Here is an 18,752-nt window from a genome sequence, read left to right as displayed (position 1 = left end):
GGGTTTCTCGTAGTGAACAAGGCCGTCTTGATCCCGCCTGGCCTACTTCGCCTGGCGGGCCGCCGTCTTTGCGGCTCGACTACACGATTGCATGCGCGATCAGTTCGACGCCGTGATCGGTTCGACGCGACGCGGCGCATAGGTTTCCCAACCGCTACAACCCGGGCACTGCCAATAGAACAGCCGCGCCCTGAAACCGCAATTCTGGCACGTATACCGCGGCAAGTTTTTTGTGCGCTGACGGATCAGCGTACGCATCAGTTCGAGCTCGCTGCGCCGCGGCTCTTCCGCGACAGCTTCCTGAGCCTCCAGAAGACGCGTCATGCCCGCCAGATTCGGCGACTTCTGCATCTGCGAACGCGCCAGCGCATGCGCGGCGTCGGGCCCGCGGATTGCCGCAATGTGCTGATAGGTCACGTCGAGCAGATCGTTCGACGGATAGCGGTCCACCCACGTAGTGAGCAGATCGGCGCCATCCTGAGGGCGGCCGAGCGCCTCATAGGCCTTCATCAGCTTTTCGGCGACGAGCGGCAGATAGGCGGGATTCTGTTCCTCGACGCGTCGCCACTGGACGATCGCCGCCTCTTGCGAACCCGCTGTCGCATCAACGTCGCCGAACAGAATCGTGGCGCGTACGTTAGTCGGGTTCGCCTTCAATGCAAAACCTAGCTGACGGCGCGCCTCGTCTGCATTTTTCTGCTGAAGCGCTTCCTGGGCAAGCTCGCAATGGAACTGCGCGATCTCCTTATCGAGCGACTCGGCGCCCATGGTTTCCAGGTGGCGCGCGATGTCGATCGACTTAACCCAGTCTTTCTCGATCTGGTAGATGGTCAGGAGCGCTCGCTGCGCGCCCAGCGCGTAATTACCCGTCTCAAGCGAGCGGAAGGTCTCTTCGGCGCGATCGAGCAAACCGGCCTTCAGAAAATCCTGGCCCAGTTCATACAGCGCGTGATCGCGCTCGGTGACGGGCAGATCGGTGCGGCTCAACAGGTTCTGATGCACGCGAATCGCGCGGTCGGTCTCGCCGCGGCGGCGGAACAGATTCCCCAGCGCAAAGTGCAACTCGATCGTTTCCGGATCGAGCTTGACGACTTCGATAAATGCGTCGATCGCCTGGTCGGGCTGCTCGTTGAGCAGGAAATTCAGGCCGCGAAAGTATGAGCGCGGCAGGTTGGCGCTTTCGGACAACAACGTCTTGAGGTCGTAGCGCGCGGCCATCCAGCCGAACGCAAACGCGACGGGTATGACAAGCAGCCACCAGAAGTCTAGATCCATGCGATTAATGCAAATGTGCGGGACAGCGGAAACGGAAAGCCGCGCCTCGGAAGCGCGGCAGAAGAAAGCTTAGATCAGCGGCGGCATGGGCGGTTGTTCGACCACCACCGGGGCTTCACGCGCCACACGCAACTCGCGCCTGAGCCGGCCATTTTCCATGCGCAAGCGCAGCATGGCCGGCACTGACGACACCAGCCCGGCCAACAGCCCCACCACGAAGAACGCGAGGCCGATCAGAATCAAGGGCGCCGACCACGCGTAGCCAGCGAGGAAATTCAGCGTAGCAGGTTGTGTATTGGAGAGTGCGAGCACCAGCAGCAGCACGAACACCAGCACACGGATCAGCCAGACGATAAATTTCATGAATAGGTCTCTTGACGGCAGTTGCGGGGTGACGCCGGCTTGATGACGCGTCGCGCCACGGTGTTGCCCGCGCCGAAGTGACCCGTATTGTAATTGAAGCCCTCGCGACTGGGCAGGAAGTGGCTGATTGAGGACTTGTGCGAGGCTGATCGTGCCGCAGGCGCATGCCTGCGCAGGCGTGATGGATTTTGAGAATACGCCGCAGGCGTACAGGGTCCGCCACGTCAATGCTGCCAGCGAAAAAGCACTGTCGACAACAGCGATGAACGAAAACTGCGGACGAAAAAAAAGCGCCCGAAGGCGCTTTTTCTGGTCTTTTGCCGTCTGGCTTTGGCCGCTGACGCTACCAATGCCACGCTGCCAATCGCACAGCGAAGCATTTACAGGTCGTCGTCATCCGGCTCATCGGCCTTCAGCGGCTCGCCCGAACGTCGATCTACCCGCTCGCGCAATTCCTTGCCCGGCTTGAAGTGCGGTACGTACTTCTCAGGTACCAGCACCTTCTCGCCCGACTTCGGATTACGCCCGACGCGGGAGGGACGACGATTAAGGCCGAAGCTGCCGAAGCCACGAATCTCAATGCGATGACCGTTGGCAAGCGCCTCCGACATCGCATCAAGCATCGTCTTCACCGCGAAATCCGCATCTTTAAGTACAAGCTGCGGAAATCGCGTAGCCAGCTGGGCGACCAATTCCGATTTGGTCATACTGCAGCAGACCTCTCAAGAAAACTCAAGGCTTACTGATTCTGGCCGTCGAGCTTGGCCTTCAGCAGCGCGCCGAGGTTCGTCGTGCCGGTAGCAGCCGAGTTCGAATCCGACGAAGCCAGGCCGCGGATCGCTTCCTGTTGCTCAGCCGAATCCTTGGCCTTGACCGACAGGTTGATACCACGCGACTTGCGATCGATGTTGATGATCATCGCATTGACCTTGTCGCCTTCCTTCAGCACGTTGCGAGCATCTTCCACGCGGTCTTGTGCGATTTCCGAAGCACGCAGGTAGCCTTCGACTTCTGCCGACAGCTGAACCACTGCACCCTTTGCGTCTACCGTCTTGACCACGCCGTCGACGATCGAACCCTTGTCGTTCATTGCAACGAAGTTGCTGAACGGGTCGCCTTCGAGCTGCTTGATACCCAGCGAAATACGTTCCTTCTCGACGTCGATGCCGAGAACAATCGCTTCCACTTCGTCGCCCTTCTTGTACTTGCGAACCGCTTCTTCGCCCGTTTCGCTCCACGACAGGTCCGACAGGTGAACCAGACCGTCGATGCCGCCCGGCAGACCGATGAAGACGCCGAAGTCGGTGATCGACTTGATTGCGCCTTGCAGCTTGTCGCCCTTCTTGAAGTTGCGGCTGAAGTCGTCCCACGGGTTCGGCTTGCATTGCTTCATGCCGAGGCTGATACGGCGGCGGTCTTCGTCGATTTCGAGAACCATGACTTCGACTTCGTCGCCCAGCTGAACAACCTTCGACGGTGCGACGTTCTTGTTCGTCCAGTCCATTTCCGACACGTGAACCAGGCCTTCGATGCCCGATTCGACTTCGACGAATGCGCCGTAGTCGGTGATGTTGGTGACCTTACCGAACAGGCGCGTGCCCGATGGGTAACGGCGGGAAATGCCTTCCCACGGATCGTCGCCCAGTTGCTTGATACCCAGCGAAACGCGGTTCTTTTCTTGATCGAACTTGAGGATCTTCGCGGTGACTTCCTGGCCAACCGACAGCACTTCGCTCGGGTGACGCACACGACGCCATGCGATGTCGGTGATGTGCAGCAGGCCGTCGATACCGCCGAGGTCCACGAACGCGCCGTAATCGGTGATGTTCTTCACCACGCCTTCCACGATCGCGCCTTCCTTCAGCGTTTCGAGCAGCTTTGCGCGCTCTTCGCCCTGGGTCGCTTCGATCACGGCACGGCGCGACAGCACGACGTTGTTACGCTTGCGGTCGAGCTTGATGACGCGGAATTCCAGCGTCTTGCCTTCGTACGGGGTCGTGTCCTTGACCGGACGCGTGTCAACCAGCGAACCCGGCAGGAACGCGCGGATGCCGTTGACCATGACGGTCATGCCGCCCTTGACCTTGCCCGTGATCGTGCCGGTCACGAGTTCGTTGTTGTCGAGAGCCTTTTCCAGCGACAGCCACGAAGCCAGGCGCTTCGCCTTGTCGCGCGACAGGATCGTGTCGCCATAGCCGTTTTCCAGCGCGTCGATCGCGACGGAAACGAAGTCGCCCGCCTGCACTTCTACCTCGCCCGCGTCGTTCAGGAACTCTTCGAGCGGGATGTAGGCTTCGGACTTGAGACCAGCGTTGACGACCACGAAGTTGTGGTCAACACGCACGACTTCGGCGGAGATCACCTCGCCAGCGCGCATGTCTTGCTTGGTCAGCGACTCTTCGAACAGAGCCGCAAAAGATTCGGTATTCGGGTTGGAAGTTTGCAGGTCGGACATAAAAATCAAAATTTGCATGGTTCTCGCGGTGCCCGGCTGGCCGGGACGGTCAGCAACAACGGCAAGAATGCGAATGCCACGCGGGGTTAAGGGGTTAATACACGCTCCACGACACACGTGGAGCACCTACTGACAACGGTACTTCTTCTACTGCGCCCGCTGCTCATACAGCCATAAAGCAACCGTCAAGCGTGCGGGACCCATGCTTCATACCACTGCACGACCTGCTCGACCGCCTGGTCGACGGACAATGCGGAGGTATCCAGCAGCTTTGCATCCGCTGCGGGCTTGAGCGGCGCGGCCGCGCGCTGACTGTCGCGCTCGTCGCGCTCACGCAAATCCCGGAGCAAGTCATCTATATTAGCAGAAAATCCTTTTTGGATCAATTGCTTATGCCGGCGCGCCGCGCGGGCCTCGACGCTGGCGGTCATGAACACTTTCAGCATGGCATCCTGGAAGATCACCGTGCCCATGTCACGACCGTCTGCAACCAGCCCCGGTTCCTTACGGAAAGCCCGCTGACGCGCCACCAGCGCGGTTCGCACAGGCGCGTGCACGGCAATCGCCGAAGCGCGGCTGCCGACTTCCTCCGCACGAATGTCGGCGGAGACGTCGGCACCGTCGAGTTGCGCCAGCCCTTCGCGAAAGGTGATGTGCAGATCGTCGATCAGTTTGACAAGTGCGTCGACGTCGTCGGCCACAATGTTATAGCGCATGCTGGCCAGCGCGGCCAACCGGTAAAGTGCGCCGCTATCCAGCAAGTGGAAGCCGAGGCTCGCAGCAACCAGCGCGGCCACCGTGCCTTTGCCGGAGGCGCTGGGGCCGTCGATTGTAATGACGGGCGTCTGGTGAAAGGGACGGATCGGTTTCATCGAAAAAGTCGCACGTCAGTCGATTCGGGAGCGAATCAGGGTTGAGCCAGCGCGGTGAAGCGCTCGAAATAATCGGGGAATGTCTTGCCGACGCACTTCGGATCGTTGATCCGGATCGGCACGCCGCCCAGACTTACGAGCGAGAAGCACATCGCCATGCGGTGATCGTCGTAGGTGTCGATCGCGGCGTTCGGAATCAGCTTTTCGGGCGGCGTCACGACGAGGTAGTCTTCGCCCTCCTCCACCTTGGCGCCGACCTTGCGCAGTTCGGTTGCCATTGCGGCGATCCGGTCGGTTTCTTTCACACGCCAGCTGGCGATGTTGCGCAGCGTGGTCGTGCCGTCCGCGAACAGCGCCGCGACGGCGATCGTCATCGCGGCGTCCGGAATCAGGTTGAAGTCCATGTCGATCGGATCGAGCTTGCCGTTGTCGTTGCCGACGCCGCGCACTTCGATCCAGTCGTCGCCCATTTGCAGGTTCGCGCCCATCTTGATCAGCGCATCGGCAAAGCCGACGTCGCCCTGGATGCTGGACCGGCCGACGCCCTCCACTTTCAGCGGACCGCCGCCGAGCGCGCCGGCCGCGAGGAAATACGACGCCGACGACGCATCGCCTTCCACCATGATCGTGCCCGGCGACCGATAGCGCTGCCCGGCAGGCACGATGAAGCGATGCCATTCATGGCGCTCGACCTTGATGCCGAAGCGCTCCATCAGCTTGATCGTGATCTCGATGTACGGCTTCGAGATCAGTTCGCCGTCCACCTGCACCGTCGTCACACCGCTTTCTGTGCGCAGCAGCGGCAACGTCATGAGTAGCGAAGTCAGGAACTGGCTCGACACGTCGCCACGCACGCGGATCGGCGCGTCGGCCTTGATTTGCGCCGGACGAATCCGCAACGGCGGGTAGCCTTCGTTCTCTTCATAGTCAATCTTCGCGCCGATCTGCCGCAAGCCGTCGACCAGATCGCCGATCGGCCGCTCGTGCATACGCGGCACGCCGTGGATACGATAGTCGCCGCCATTCACCGCAAGCGCCGCGGTCAGCGGACGCACGGCCGTGCCGGCGTTGCCAAGGAACAGATCGGCGGTGCGCGCCGTGAACGCGCCACGCGTGCCAGTCACGACACAGGTGTCGCCTTCACGCGTCAGGCGCACGCCGAGCTTTTCAAGCGCGTCGAGCATCACGCGAGTGTCGTCGGAGTCGAGCAGGTTCGTGATCGTAGTTTCGCCTTCGGCGAGTGCCGCAAGGAGCAGCACGCGATTCGAAATGCTTTTCGAACCGGGCAAACGAATCGTGCCGGACGCACGAGAAAAAGGTCCGAGATCGAGGAATTCCATGATTGAGTCCAATTCCGGTTATTTCGAAGCGTCGCCGAGGGCGGTCCCGGCGGTGCGCTGTTCCTGCCATTCGCTGCGCGCAACGCGCGAGCGCGCGAACACGGCTTCGAGCGCGGCGCCGTCTCCGGCGTCGATCGCCGCGCGCAAGCGCGCGAGCACCGCCGTGTAGGCATCCAGTTCGTCGAGCAGCGCAACCCGATTTGCCACGCACACGTCGCGCCACATTTCCGGGCTCGACGCGGCGATACGCGTGAAGTCACGGAAACCGCCAGCGGCGAATGAGAATTTCAGCGCAGCGTCGGGCGAATTGAGAATCTGCTCGACCAGCGCGAAAGACAAAACGTGCGGCAAATGGCTGACCGATGCGAGCACGCGGTCGTGCTGCCCGGGTGTCATGTCCCGCACGCACGCGCCGGTAGCACGCCACATCGCGGCCACGCGCTCGACCGCTTCCGGCGCGTTCTCCGGCAGCGGACACAACACGACATTGCGGTTCACGTACAGATCGGGCAACGCCGCGTCCGGGCCGCTCGCCTCACGGCCGGCGATCGGATGCCCCGGCACGAACTGGCCGATGCGCGCCCCGAGCGCCGCGCGTGCCGAAGCGACCACGTCGGACTTGGTGCTGCCGGCATCGGTGACGATCGTGCTTGCGTCGAGAAACGGCGCAATGCGTTCGAGCAGCGGCTGCGTCTGCGCGACGGGTGCGGCAAGCAGCACGAAGTCGGCGCCGGCGAGCGCATCGCGCAACGCGGCGTCATCATTCAACGCCGCGGCTCCGTCGATCACGCCCAACTCCAACGCACGCGCCGTCGACGCGGACGACCGCCCGACGCCAATCACCGCGCGCGCGCCAGCCGTCTCGCCCCGCTCGCGTAGCGCGCGCGCAAGCGAGCCGCCGATCAGGCCGACACCGAAAATCACCAGCTTGTTAAAAGAGAACGCGGCCACGTCGGTCACAGAATAAGCGCGCCTTCCATCAAGTGAGGCGCGCGGGTCGAGGTCAACCGCTTACGCGGTGGCAAGCGTCTTTTCGAGCGCCGCGAGGAACGCTTCGTTTTCTGCCGGCAGGCCGATCGTGATGCGCAGCCATTGCGGCAAACCGTAGTTGCCGACCGGGCGCACGATCACGCCCTGTTTCAGCAGTTCCAGGTTGACGCGGTTGCCGGCTGCGTCGTCGTTGCCGACGCGCACCAGCACGAAATTGCCGTCCGACGGCACATACTCGAGGCCGAGCTTGTCGAACCCTTCGGTCAACAGGCGATAGCCTTGCGCGTTCAAGGCCGCGCTTTTTTCCAGAAACGCCTTGTCGTTCAGTGCCGCGATCGCCGCGGCTTGCGCCAGCGTGTTCACGTTGAATGGCTGACGCAGACGGTTCAGCAGATCGGTCAACTCCGGCTGCGCAATCGCGAAGCCGACACGCAAGCCCGCGAGGCCAAACGCCTTCGAGAACGTGCGCGATACCAGCAGATTCGGATAACGGCGCACCCACGCGATCGAGTCGTAGCGCTTTTCTTCCGGCAGATATTCCGTGTACGCCTCGTCGAGCACGACGACCACGTGACGCGGCACCTTGTCGAGAAACGCCTCGAGCCTCGCGCCTTCGATGAACGTGCCGGTCGGATTATTCGGGTTCGCGACGAAGACCAGACGGGTGTCGTCAGTGATCGCGGCGAGCATCCCGTCGAGATCGTGGCCATACTTGACGGCCGGCACGACGATCGCACGCGCACCCAAGCCTTGCGTGGCAAGCGCGTACACCGCGAATGAATATTGCGCGTAGACGATCGACTGCCCCTTCTCGACGAACGCATGCGCAGCAATTTCGAGAATGTCGTTGCTGCCGTTGCCGAGCGTGACCCAGTCGGCCGGCACGCCGTAGCGCTCGCTCAGCGCCGCCTTCAGTTCGAATGCATTCGCGTCCGGATAGCGGCCGAGTTCGCTGGCCGCTTGCGCGATGGCCCGCTGCGCCGATTCCGGCATGCCAAGCGGATTTTCATTCGACGCGAGCTTCACGATGGTCGCTTCGTCGAGGTCGAACTCGCGCGCCACTTCCGAAATCGGCTTGCCGGCGATGTAAGGCGCGATCGCGCGCACATAGGAAGGACCGAAGGACGTTGTCATGAAAATCTCCGAACGACTAATTAGTAGTAAATGAACATGCGGCAGGCGCGCCCGGGTGGCATGAGCGCGCCTCGACAGACGTTAGCGGGCGCGCGGATACGAGCCAAGTATCTTCAGGAACGCGGCCTTCTCGCCGAGTTCGGTGAGCGCGGCTGCGACCGCCGGCTCGTCGCGATGGCCTTCGACGTCGATATAGAAGTAATACTCCCACGTGCCGACGCGCGCCGGGCGAGACTCGAAACGGGTCATGGAGACGCTATGGCGCGCCAAAGGCTCCAGCAACTTGAACACGGCGCCCGGCTCGTTCGCCACTGAGACGATCAACGACGTCTGGTCGTGCCCGCTGACGCCGGTACGCTCCTTGCCGATCATCACGAAACGCGTGCGGTTGTGCGGATCGTCCTGGATCAGGGCGTAGGCAACCTGCAGACCGTAATGCGTCGCGGCGCGATCGCCGGCGATGGCTGCGACCGTTGGATCTTCCGCCGCCATGCGCGCGGCTTCGGCATTGCTCGACACCGCCTGACGCTCGAGATGCGGCGCGTTGGTTGCGAGCCAGCGCTGGCATTGGGCGAGCGCCTGCGCATGTGCGCACACGCGCGTCGCGCCGGTGAGGCCACCGTTCAGCGTCAGTAGATTGTGGTGAATCGGCAAGGCCAGTTCGCCGCCAATCGTGAGCTGGGTTTGCAGCAACAAATCCAGCGTGCGCGACACCGCGCCTTCGGTCGAATTTTCGACCGGCACAACGCCGAATTCGGCGGCGCCCGCTTCAACCGAGCGAAACACTTCGTCGATCGACGGGCACGGCAAACCTTCGATCGACTGACCGAAGTATTCGTGCATCGCCTGTTCGCTATAGGTGCCGACCGGGCCGAGATACGCGGCCTTGATGGTCTTCTCGAGCGCGCGGCTCGCGGCCATGATCTCGCGCCAGATCGCGCTGATATGCTCGCTGGCCAGCGGCCCGTCGCTCATGTCCTGCAGGCGGGCGATCACCTGCTGCTCGCGCTCGGGGCGAAACACCGGCGCGTTGAAATGCTTTTTCACCTCGCCCACTTCAAGCGCCACCGCGGCGCGCTGATTGAGGAGCGCGATCAACTGCGCGTCGAGCGCGTCGATGCGTTCGCGAAGGGGCTTGAGTCGGGTATTGAGTTCGTCGTCCATGCGTGAAAACGGCCCTGCCGGTAGCTGCTGCACAAATGCGTGCTGGAAAGGATGCGCACGCCTGAATGTCCGCGACAATCAGGCGCTACGCTGTTCGAATTCCTTCATGTATTCGACAAGCGCTTTGACGCCTTCGAGCGGGACGGCGTTATAAATCGACGCCCGCATGCCGCCGACGGACTTGTGGCCCTTTAGCTGCACCATTCCCCGCGCTTTCGCGCCGGCCAGGAAATCTTCGTTGCGCGACTCGTCGGCGAGGAAAAACGGTACGTTCATCCGCGAGCGCGAGCCACGCTCGACCTTGTTCAGATAGAAGCTGCTCGAATCGATCGCGTCGTACAGGAGCTTCGATTTTTCGAGGTTGCGCGCTTCCATCGCGATAAGGCCGCCCTGCTTCTTCAACCACTTGAACACCAGCCCTGCAATGTAAATCGCGTACGTGGGCGGCGTGTTGTACATCGAATTGTTTTCGGCAACGGTTTTCCATTCGAACGCCGACGGGCAGATCGCCTGCGCGCGATCCAGCATGTCTTCGCGCACGATCACGACCGTCACGCCCGCCATGCCGATGTTCTTCTGCGCGCCGCCAAACAGCACACCGTATTTGGCGATGTCCATGGGGCGCGACAGGATGTGCGACGACGCGTCAGCCACCAGCGGAATATCGCCGAGATCGGGGATCTCGAACGTCTCGACACCGTGGATCGTTTCGTTCGTGCACAAATGCACGTAAGCCGGATCGTCCGACAGTTGCCACTCCGACCGTGCCGGCGCGCGCGTGAAGCCCTCAGCCGTCTGACCGCTCGCCGCCAGATGCACGGCGCCGTACTTCTGCGCTTCTTTCAGCGACTTCTGCGACCACGAACCCGTCACGACGAAATCCGCGCGCGGCTTCGCGCCCATCAGATTCATCGGCACGATCGCGTTTTCACCCAAGCCGCCGCCTTGCAGAAACAGGATGCGATGGCTGGCGGGCACCGCGAGCAACTCGCGCAGGTCGACGAGCGCTTCCTCGTGGATCGACATGAATTCTTTGCCGCGATGGCTCATTTCCATCACACTCATGCCGCTGCCCTGCCAATCGAGCATCTCGTCGGCCGCCTGACGCAGCACTTCTTCGGGCATGGCCGCTGGGCCGGCGGAGAAATTAAAAACGCGCATCGTGAGATCCTGGAAGCTGGCGCGAAAAACGAACAGAACGCGCAAAAATCGGCGAAGTCGGCAGCCGCCAAGGCAGCCGTTGCAGCGACAGCCGCTGCAAAGTTAGCGACGCGAACTCGATGACGCGCGTTTAACGACGCGTGTTGACAACAATTTCGCGCCCAAAAGAAAATGGCCGTCTGCGCGTGTGCGCAAACAGCCATTATCGCATTGTCGCCACCAACCCGCCAAACCCCGCATAGCGTATAGCTTGCCGAGCAGCGGCTAGCGCGGTGTCAGCGCAGCCTTTCGACCTGTTCAGCCCGATACGTCGGCTCAGCGAGTAGGCCTAATGAGCCTGCTCACTTCGTCAAAACTTACCGTCAAAACTTACTTAGCCGGCTTGACCGAAGCGACTTCCTTGTCAGCCTGGTCACGCGTTGCCTTGATCGATTGCGGCATGTACTTTTGCATCAAGCCATTCACGACGTCGCGGCCAACCTGGTCCTGGACCTGGATGAACTTGCGGCCGGTCGGGCTCTTGTAGAACGCGGTCAGATCCTTGATTTCCGACGTGCTGTAGTACTTTGCATACGCGTCGTACTGAGCTTGCATTGCGTCCTGGCGGAAGCTGTCCGTCGCGAACACTTGACCCGCGCCGTCAACCAGCTTCGGCACCGAGTTCTTTTGGAGCGTCGGGACGGAAGCCTGCTTCTGCTTGTCCGTCATCGTCTTGTTTTCGCTCAGGGCGTCCGACAGGATAGCCGGAACCAGCTGCTTAGCTTGCATTTGCGCGCTGTTGCCGATTGCGCCGACGAGCTTCTGTGCGTCGATTGCGTCCAGCAGGTCCTTGATTGCAGCCTGCTTGGCCGGATCAACCGGTGCCGCCGCAGCAGCCGGAGCCGCCGCCGGGGCTTGGCTCTGCAGCGCTTGAGCCATAGCGAAGGTCGGCACCAGAGCAGCCAGCAACATCAGTTGTTTGAATCGTTTTTGCATCATTACTCCCTAAGAGAAATTAACTTGAACTGCAAGCTGCGCGAGATGCGTATCGGCCCGACACGCCATTGCTCCCTGCGCAGCTTTCAACCGATAGCTGAGACTGAAAGCTGCCGACGCGAATCAGGCCGCACCACCGTCTTCACCGCCGTTGTCGCCTTCGGCAGGACCTTCGGTGTCGCCTTCCACATCTACGTCCGCTTCCGCCTCGGCAACCTGTTGCAGACCTGAAAGCTTGGTCCCTTCGTCAAGGCTGATGAGTGTAACACCTTGGGTTGCGCGCCCCATTTCGCGGATTTCCGATACGCGAGTACGAATCAGCACGCCCGTATCGGTGATCAGCATGATCTGCGCCTCCTGATCCACCAGTGTGGCGGCAACGACCTTGCCGTTCCGCTCCGACGTCTGGATCGCAATCATCCCCTTCGTGCCGCGCCCGTGACGCGTGTACTCGGTGATCGGCGTGCGCTTGCCATAGCCGTTTTCAGTTGCAGTAAGCACCGACTGCTGCTCGTCGCCGGCCACCAGCAACGCGATCACGCTCTGGCCGTCTTCGAGCTGCATGCCACGCACACCACGTGCTTCACGGCCCATCGGACGGACGTCGTTCTCGTCGAAACGCACTGCCTTGCCGGAATCCGAGAACAGCATGACGTCATGCTGGCCGTCCGTGATGGCGGCGCCGATCAGGTAGTCGCCGTCATCCAGACCGACCGCAATAATACCCTTGCGCAACGGCCGGCTGAAGGCTTCCAGCGGCGTCTTCTTTACCGTTCCTAACGCAGTGGCCATGAACACGAATTTGTCTGCCGTGAATTCCTTGACCGGCAGCACGACCGTGATCTTTTCGCCGTCCTGCAACGGGAACATATTGACGATCGGACGGCCGCGTGAGTTCCGCGACCCTTGCGGCACTTCATAAACCTTGACCCAGTAGACGCGGCCGCGATTCGAGAAGCACAGGATGTGATCGTGCGTGTTGGCGATGAAGAGCGTGTCGATCCAGTCGTCTTCCTTCATGGAAGTTGCCTGTTTGCCGCGACCACCGCGCTTCTGCGCGCGATATTCGGACAACGGCTGCGACTTCACATAGCCGGCATGCGACATGGTCACGACCATCTCTTGCGGCGTGATCAGGTCTTCGGTGTTCAGCTCGGTGGCGTTCAGCTCGATCTTCGAGCGGCGCGCGTCGCCGAATTCGGCTTTGATCGACGTCAGTTCGTCGACGATGATCGCCGTAATGCGTTCCGGGCGAGCCAGAATGTCCAGCAGGTCAGCGATTTGCGACATCACGTCGCGATACTCGCCGATGATCTTGTCCTGCTCCAGCCCCGTCAGGCGTTGCAGACGCATCTGCAAGATTTCCTGAGCCTGGGTGTCGGACAGGCGGTAGAGACCATCGGACTGCATGCCGAAGGACGGATTCAAACCCTCGGGACGGTAAGCCTCACGACCGCCGGCCGATGCGTTTTCCGTCTCCGCGCGCGACAACATTTCACGCACCAGCGACGAATCCCACGGACGCGCCATCAATTCCTGCTTGGCGATCGGCGGAGTCGGCGCAGCCTTGATGATCGCGATGAACTCGTCGATGTTGGCGAGCGCGACCGCCAGGCCTTCAAGCACGTGACCGCGTTCGCGCGCCTTGCGCAGTTCGTATACAGTGCGCCGCGTCAGCACTTCCCGGCGATGCGACAGGAAGCACGACAGCATTTCCTTCAGGTTCAACAGCTTCGGCTGGCCGTCGACCAGCGCGACCATGTTCATGCCGAAGGTGTCCTGAAGCTGGGTCGCCTTATACAGATTGTTGAGAACGACTTCGGGCACTTCGCCGCGCTTCAGTTCAATCACGACGCGCATGCCGCTCTTGTCGGATTCGTCGCGGATATCGGAGATGCCTTCGAGTTTCTTCTCGTTGACCAGCTCGGCAATGCGCTCCAGAAGTGAGCGCTTGTTCACCTGGTACGGCAACTCGTCGACGATGATCGACATGCGCTGACCGCGGTCGATCTCCTCGAAGTGCGTGAGCGCACGCATCACCACGCGGCCGCGGCCGGTACGATAGCCGTCGCGTACACCGGCCACGCCGTAGATAATGCCGGCGGTCGGAAAATCAGGGGCCGGAATGATCTCGATCAGTTCGTCGATCGTGGCTTCCGGGTTTTTCAGCAGATGCTGACACGCGTCGACAACCTCGTTGAGGTTGTGCGGCGGGATATTGGTGGCCATGCCGACCGCAATACCGGACGAACCATTGATCAGCAGATTGGGAATTCGCGCCGGCAGGATGGCCGGCTCGTTTTCGCTGCCGTCGTAGTTCGGCGTGAAGTCGACCGTTTCCTTGTCGATGTCGGCCAGCAACTCGTGGCCGATCTTTGCCATGCGGATTTCGGTGTAGCGCATTGCCGCGGCGTTGTCGCCGTCGACCGAACCGAAGTTGCCCTGACCGTCCACCAGCATGTAGCGCAGCGAGAAATTCTGCGCCATCCGGACGATGGTGTCGTAAACAGCCGTGTCGCCGTGCGGGTGATATTTACCGATGACGTCGCCGACAATACGCGCCGACTTCTTGTAAGCCCGGTTCCAGTCGTTGTTCAGTTCGTGCATCGCGTAAAGCACGCGCCGGTGTACCGGCTTCAGGCCATCGCGAACATCGGGAAGCGCACGCCCCACGATCACGCTCATCGCGTAATCGAGATACGAACGGCGCATTTCCTCCTCTAGGGAGATTGGCAGAGTCTCTTTGGCGAATTGATCCATTATCCGTATCTTTTACGTGCCAAGACGGCGGCAGCGACCCAACTTCGCCCCACTTCGCCGCGTCTTCGCGTAAGCATTGCAGGCGCAACGCATCACGCGATTCTAACATGCCGCGCATCCGCCCCCGACTGGGGTACGTATACCTATTAGCAGACACCCCGGCGACGCCTCCTGAACGCGCCGCTAACAAACGGGGCAGGCTCGATTCGTGCGTGGGGCAATCCGCCGCTCAGCCATGACTGGCGGCGCCTTCAGCGGATTGCTTTTGTTGCGCATGCACCACAATTGGAGGGCGATTTGATCGGGGGCAGATTTTTTTATCGTTGGAAGGGAACGATATGGCAAAATGCCAACGCACAAAGAGTTAGACACTGCTCGAAGTCTACACAGCACATTTTTTGTTCTACACCGATGTTATACTTCGAGCAATGTATGACTTGTCTTCGTCAACAGGCTCGCAGTAAACCTGCGGTAATCTCAATTTCGAGAGGAGAAATATGAATAAACTTTCAAAGCTCGCGTTCATTGCAGCTACCGCAGTTATGGCTGCATCCGCCATGGCACAGTCGGTGCCGGCGTCGCGACAAGCTACGAACGACAACTGGGTGAATGGTACCGGCGAATACGTGTGGATGAACGGCACGAACGAACTTTGCTGGCGCGATGCATTCTGGACGCCGGCAACGGCCAACGCAAAGTGCGATGGCGCCCTGGTTGCTCAGGCTCCGACCCCGCCGGCTCCGGTTGCACCGCCTGCACCGGCTATCACGAGCCAAAAGATTACGTATCAAGCTGACGCTCTGTTCGACTTCGACAAGGCTATCCTGAAGCCCGCCGGCAAGGAAAAGCTGGACGATCTGGCATCGAAGATCGGCGCGCTGAACCTGGAAGTCGTGGTCGCAACGGGTTACACGGACCGCATCGGTTCGGACAAGTACAACGATCGTCTGTCGCTGCGCCGTGCTCAAGCTGTCAAGGCATACCTGGTCAGCAAGGGCATCGAATCCAACCGTATCTATACGGAAGGCAAGGGCAAGCGCAACCCGGTCACGACCGGTTGCAACCAGAAGAACCACAAGCAACTCATCGCCTGCCTCGCACCGGATCGTCGCGTGGAAGTCGAAGTTGTGGGTACTTCGAAGCAGTAAGCTACAAATTACCGCAGTATCAAAGCCCCGCTTCAGCGGGGCTTTTTTTATGCCATGCTCGAACAGGTTCTCGCGCCCTCCTCCGACCGCCTGCGATTCGCAGCAACAAGACGTCGGGCGTCGCGCGGCATTTTGCCGCCCCTTCCCTTGGCCTATATACTCAGGGTTTATCCTCGAGCGCCCGCTCAACGCCCTCATCGAGGCAGCTTCCGCTATGACCAACGCCGATCCCCACGAACTGCAGAAATTCAGCGACCTCGCGCACCGGTGGTGGGACCCGAATGCCGAATTCAAACCGCTGCATGAACTCAATCCGATTCGCCTGAGCTGGATTAACGCGCACGCGCCTCTTACCGGGAAGACGGTGCTGGATATTGGCTGCGGTGGCGGGATTCTGTCGGAGTCGATGGCAGGATTGGGCGCGCACGTGAAGGGAATCGACCTATCGAGCCAGGCACTGGGCGTGGCGGATCTTCACAGCCTTGAAAGTGGTGTAACCGTTAATTACGAAGAAATCGCGGCTGAAGCACTCGCTGCCCGCGAACCCGGCACTTACGACGTAGTCACCTGCATGGAAATGCTCGAACACGTGCCCGAACCGGGCGCCATTGTCGAAGCATGCAAGACGCTGGTGAAACCGGGCGGCTGGGTGTTCTTCTCCACACTGAATCGCAATGTGAAGTCGTATCTGTTCGCGGTGATCGGCGCCGAATATATCGCGCGGATGCTGCCCAAGGGTACGCACGACTACGCACGCTTCATCCGTCCGTCGGAATTGGCGAGCTTCGTGCGCGCCGCCGGCCTGCGCACGGCCGACATCAAAGGTATTGTTTATAACCCGCTCAGCAAGCATTTCACGCTGTCCGCCGACACGAGCGTGAACTACATGCTCGCCTGCCGCCGCGACGTCTGATCCGCCCGACCAGCCCAGACAATTCAATCAATGAGCGATCCCACGCCCCTGCCCCAACGCGAAGACAATGACGACGCGCTCGGTCTTTGCCATGCTGTCCTGTTCGACCTCGACGGCACGCTGGCCGACACCGCGCCCGACCTGGCGGCTGCCGTCAATAAGATGCGCCACGACCGGAGCCTCGAGATGGTGCCGCTCGAAGACCTGCGGCCGCTTGCATCGGCGGGCGCGCGCGGGCTGATCGGCGGCGCCTTCGGCGTCGGCCCTGAGGATCACGAGTTCGCGTCGATGCGCGAGGAGTTTCTCGCCAACTACGAAGCAGACTTGTGCATCGAGACCACGCTATTTCCCGGCATCGCCGAATTGCTCGACGATCTCGACGCAAGGGGCGTGCGCTGGGGCATCGTGACGAACAAGGTGGCAAGGCTCACCGAGCCGCTGATCGCGCAACTCGGCCTCGAAGAGCGCGCGGGCTGCGTGGTGAGCGGCGACACGACCCCGCATTCGAAGCCACACCCCGCACCCTTGTTGCACGCCGCGCGTGAACTGGATGTGATGCCGGAGCGCATCGTCTATGTCGGCGACGACCTGCGCGATGTGCAGGCGGGTTTCGCCGCTGGCATGAAGACCATTGCGGCCGCCTACGGTTATTGCGGCAACGACATTCCGCCGACCCAATGGCACGCGCAGCATGTCGTGCACTCGCCCGCTGAATTGCAGAAGTTGCTGCGCGATATCGGCTGAGGGCACCACACGGCAGACCGAGCGCACGCAACGCATGGCGGCGTGTTGCCGTGTTCGTGCGGCTGTGCGGCTGTGTGGCTGTGCGGCTGTGCGGCTGTGCGGCTGTGCGGCTGTGCGGCTGTGCGGCTGTGCGGCTGTGCGGCAAGATAACAAGCCAATCAGTCGGGACGCGGCCGTCAAACTATTGTAAAATCTGCGCTTGGCCCATAAGTATTGGGCAACGAACCGCGGGGGCGACCTGGTTTCGACAGGGGTTGCGAAGCGGCTAGGGCATGTCGAGGACCCGTCACCTCGTTAATCAATGGGAAAAACGTAACTGCAAACGACGATACGTTCGCACTGGCAGCCTAAGGGCCGCCGTCCTCTGCCTAGTTCACTGACGGGCTAGAGTCGCAAGACCGGTAGCAATACCGACAGAGGTCATATACGTCAGTTAAGCCTTGGTGGTGTCACGACATCCGGGTCGAAAATCTAGTGAATCGCCGTAGTGCAGCGTGTTCGTCCGCGTCACTACGGTTAAATCAAATGACAGAACTAAACATGTAGAACTGGTCGTAGAGTGCTTCTGGACGCGGGTTCGATTCCCGCCGCCTCCACCAGAACACCGTTTCAAGCTGTACCGGCTTGCACTGCCAAGCTTGCACCATTAAGACTCTCAAAACCCGTAAGCGCTCTGCTGCTTGCGGGTTTTTTGTTGCCTGTCGCTTTGCCGATGGCCGCTTGCAGGCACGAGCTCGCACCGTTCGCCGCCCTCGGTCTCGTTCACCTTCGTTCGATGACCAAATCCCGCCTCGCCACCGTCACCGCCCCCCCTGCTACGCACCTATGCGCACTGGCGTCCAACGCCATGCAAGCCGCCTGTGTCCTGCACGTTATGAACGCCGGTGGCTTCGCGCCTACAAGCTGCTGACGCCGAAGAAGTTCGAAGCCTGCTCAGACAATACGCTCCGTAGCGCCTATGGCCCGTCAATATGTAACTCCGCGCAGGGCACCCCCAACCTCCTCGCTCACAGGGAGCCCGCGGACTCGCGCATCGGCATGGCCGTGCGAGCGAGCGCGCCGATGTCGGATATCGGCAGCGTCGACGCGTTCAGGAAAACGTTCCTGGACGCTAAATCGGTCGGCCCAAAAGATAGCGCAAGCGGCGTCCATATCCAGAACGAGTTGTCCAAGCGCATGGGCATCGAACCGCCAATGAACCCCAAGGCGACCATGGCCCCGAAAATCCCGACCGCCCCCCTGCATCGGAAGGAAGCGCGGCAACCGCTGGAGTTCCTCGCTTCACCCGCAGGCGACAAACGATAATGCCGAGACCGGTTTAGATCCACTGATTCCGCACTGACTGCAGCGCGCTGCACGGAAACAGCCTATAAAACAGAAGACTCACTCGTCGAGCGGGCCTTTTGCTGGAAATCATCACAAGGGCGAATCACGCCACTAGCGAACGCAAACGGGGGT

The 18,752-nt window shown here is 61.0% G+C and carries 16 protein-coding genes and 1 other RNA gene; 5 read left to right on the top strand and 12 right to left on the bottom strand.

Going from position 1 to position 18,752, the window contains the following annotated elements:
• Positions 1–99: 99 nt before the first annotated feature.
• From lapB to gyrA, 12 genes are all read right to left on the bottom strand, one after another.
• Positions 100–1,275, bottom strand: coding sequence for a lipopolysaccharide assembly protein LapB (gene lapB / locus P0D84_RS04535; RefSeq protein ID WP_323044789.1), 1,176 nt, complete (start codon positions 1,273–1,275; stop codon positions 100–102).
• Positions 1,276–1,344: 69 nt separating this feature from the next.
• Positions 1,345–1,638 carry a LapA family protein gene (locus P0D84_RS04530; RefSeq protein ID WP_408332814.1) on the bottom strand — a complete coding sequence of 98 codons (294 nt, stop codon included), beginning with the start codon at positions 1,636–1,638 and terminating at the stop codon, positions 1,345–1,347.
• 380 nt (positions 1,639–2,018) lie between these two features.
• A complete protein-coding gene (locus tag P0D84_RS04525) occupies positions 2,019–2,345 on the bottom strand; it encodes an integration host factor subunit beta (RefSeq protein WP_028200079.1) in 327 nt (108 codons plus the stop codon).
• A 32-nt stretch (positions 2,346–2,377) separates the two neighbouring features.
• Positions 2,378–4,111, bottom strand: coding sequence for a 30S ribosomal protein S1 (rpsA, locus tag P0D84_RS04520; protein WP_408332812.1), 1,734 nt, complete (start codon positions 4,109–4,111; stop codon positions 2,378–2,380).
• A 167-nt stretch (positions 4,112–4,278) separates the two neighbouring features.
• A complete protein-coding gene (gene cmk, locus P0D84_RS04515) occupies positions 4,279–4,965 on the bottom strand; it encodes a (d)CMP kinase (RefSeq protein WP_408332810.1) in 687 nt (228 codons plus the stop codon).
• A gap of 35 nt (positions 4,966–5,000) precedes the next feature.
• Positions 5,001–6,305 carry a 3-phosphoshikimate 1-carboxyvinyltransferase gene (gene aroA / locus P0D84_RS04510; protein WP_408332808.1) on the bottom strand — a complete coding sequence of 435 codons (1,305 nt, stop codon included), beginning with the start codon at positions 6,303–6,305 and terminating at the stop codon, positions 5,001–5,003.
• Positions 6,306–6,323: 18 nt separating this feature from the next.
• Positions 6,324–7,265, bottom strand: a complete 942-nt coding sequence (locus tag P0D84_RS04505; protein ID WP_408332806.1) for a prephenate dehydrogenase — start codon at positions 7,263–7,265, stop codon at positions 6,324–6,326.
• A 51-nt stretch (positions 7,266–7,316) separates the two neighbouring features.
• Positions 7,317–8,429 carry a histidinol-phosphate transaminase gene (gene hisC / locus P0D84_RS04500; protein WP_408332804.1) on the bottom strand — a complete coding sequence of 371 codons (1,113 nt, stop codon included), beginning with the start codon at positions 8,427–8,429 and terminating at the stop codon, positions 7,317–7,319.
• A gap of 81 nt (positions 8,430–8,510) precedes the next feature.
• Positions 8,511–9,593 (bottom strand): prephenate dehydratase, encoded by a 1,083-nt coding sequence (pheA, locus tag P0D84_RS04495; protein WP_408332802.1) that lies wholly within the window; start codon positions 9,591–9,593, stop codon positions 8,511–8,513.
• Between the two features lie 78 nt (positions 9,594–9,671).
• Entirely contained in the window at positions 9,672–10,754 is a 1,083-nt protein-coding gene (gene serC, locus P0D84_RS04490; RefSeq protein WP_408332800.1) for a 3-phosphoserine/phosphohydroxythreonine transaminase, read from the bottom strand.
• A 369-nt stretch (positions 10,755–11,123) separates the two neighbouring features.
• On the bottom strand, positions 11,124–11,729 hold the full coding sequence (locus P0D84_RS04485) for a DUF2059 domain-containing protein (protein ID WP_179733584.1): 606 nt from the start codon (positions 11,727–11,729) through the stop codon (positions 11,124–11,126).
• A 123-nt stretch (positions 11,730–11,852) separates the two neighbouring features.
• Complete coding sequence (gene gyrA, locus P0D84_RS04480) at positions 11,853–14,489, bottom strand: DNA gyrase subunit A (RefSeq protein WP_459251745.1); 2,637 nt, start codon at positions 14,487–14,489, stop codon at positions 11,853–11,855.
• Between the two features lie 497 nt (positions 14,490–14,986).
• Here gyrA and ompA point away from each other — a divergent pair, with 497 nt between their 5' ends.
• From ompA to P0D84_RS04455, 5 genes are all read left to right on the top strand, one after another.
• Entirely contained in the window at positions 14,987–15,637 is a 651-nt protein-coding gene (ompA, locus tag P0D84_RS04475) for an outer membrane protein OmpA (protein WP_179733588.1), read from the top strand.
• A gap of 214 nt (positions 15,638–15,851) precedes the next feature.
• A complete protein-coding gene (ubiG, locus tag P0D84_RS04470; RefSeq protein WP_408332794.1) occupies positions 15,852–16,550 on the top strand; it encodes a bifunctional 2-polyprenyl-6-hydroxyphenol methylase/3-demethylubiquinol 3-O-methyltransferase UbiG in 699 nt (232 codons plus the stop codon).
• Between the two features lie 30 nt (positions 16,551–16,580).
• The gene (gph, locus tag P0D84_RS04465; RefSeq protein WP_408332792.1) at positions 16,581–17,294 is read left to right on the top strand and encodes a phosphoglycolate phosphatase; all 714 of its coding nucleotides are present in this window, start codon (positions 16,581–16,583) and stop codon (positions 17,292–17,294) included.
• A gap of 229 nt (positions 17,295–17,523) precedes the next feature.
• Positions 17,524–17,893, top strand: a transfer-messenger RNA (tmRNA) gene (gene ssrA / locus P0D84_RS04460).
• 463 nt (positions 17,894–18,356) lie between these two features.
• Positions 18,357–18,599: a hypothetical protein gene (locus P0D84_RS04455; RefSeq protein WP_408332790.1), complete on the top strand. Its 243-nt coding sequence runs from the start codon at positions 18,357–18,359 to the stop codon at positions 18,597–18,599.
• Positions 18,600–18,752 lie beyond the last annotated feature (153 nt).

It is taken from the genome of Paraburkholderia sp. RL17-337-BIB-A (assembly GCF_046025895.1).
In the GTDB taxonomy this organism is placed as follows: domain Bacteria; phylum Pseudomonadota; class Gammaproteobacteria; order Burkholderiales; family Burkholderiaceae; genus Paraburkholderia; species Paraburkholderia fungorum_C.
Note: the sequence above shows the minus strand (reverse complement) of the source record. Positions and strands in the feature narration are given on the sequence as shown.

Excerpts from the sequence above, each read along its gene's own strand:
- lapB (WP_323044789.1), bottom strand. The coding sequence starts at position 1,275 with ATGGATCTAGACTTCTGGTGGCTGCTTGTCATACCCGTCGCGTTTGCG.
- P0D84_RS04530 (WP_408332814.1), bottom strand. The coding sequence starts at position 1,638 with ATGAAATTTATCGTCTGGCTGATCCGTGTGCTGGTGTTCGTGCTGCTG.
- P0D84_RS04525 (WP_028200079.1), bottom strand. The coding sequence starts at position 2,345 with ATGACCAAATCGGAATTGGTCGCCCAGCTGGCTACGCGATTTCCGCAG.
- rpsA (WP_408332812.1), bottom strand. The coding sequence starts at position 4,111 with ATGCAAATTTTGATTTTTATGTCCGACCTGCAAACTTCCAACCCGAAT.
- cmk (WP_408332810.1), bottom strand. The coding sequence starts at position 4,965 with ATGAAACCGATCCGTCCCTTTCACCAGACGCCCGTCATTACAATCGAC.
- aroA (WP_408332808.1), bottom strand. The coding sequence starts at position 6,305 with ATGGAATTCCTCGATCTCGGACCTTTTTCTCGTGCGTCCGGCACGATT.
- hisC (WP_408332804.1), bottom strand. The coding sequence starts at position 8,429 with ATGACAACGTCCTTCGGTCCTTCCTATGTGCGCGCGATCGCGCCTTAC.
- pheA (WP_408332802.1), bottom strand. The coding sequence starts at position 9,593 with ATGGACGACGAACTCAATACCCGACTCAAGCCCCTTCGCGAACGCATC.
- serC (WP_408332800.1), bottom strand. The coding sequence starts at position 10,754 with ATGCGCGTTTTTAATTTCTCCGCCGGCCCAGCGGCCATGCCCGAAGAA.
- P0D84_RS04485 (WP_179733584.1), bottom strand. The coding sequence starts at position 11,729 with ATGCAAAAACGATTCAAACAACTGATGTTGCTGGCTGCTCTGGTGCCG.
- gyrA (WP_459251745.1), bottom strand. The coding sequence starts at position 14,489 with ATGGATCAATTCGCCAAAGAGACTCTGCCAATCTCCCTAGAGGAGGAA.
- ompA (WP_179733588.1), top strand. The coding sequence starts at position 14,987 with ATGAATAAACTTTCAAAGCTCGCGTTCATTGCAGCTACCGCAGTTATG.
- ubiG (WP_408332794.1), top strand. The coding sequence starts at position 15,852 with ATGACCAACGCCGATCCCCACGAACTGCAGAAATTCAGCGACCTCGCG.
- gph (WP_408332792.1), top strand. The coding sequence starts at position 16,581 with ATGAGCGATCCCACGCCCCTGCCCCAACGCGAAGACAATGACGACGCG.
- P0D84_RS04455 (WP_408332790.1), top strand. The coding sequence starts at position 18,357 with ATGTCGGATATCGGCAGCGTCGACGCGTTCAGGAAAACGTTCCTGGAC.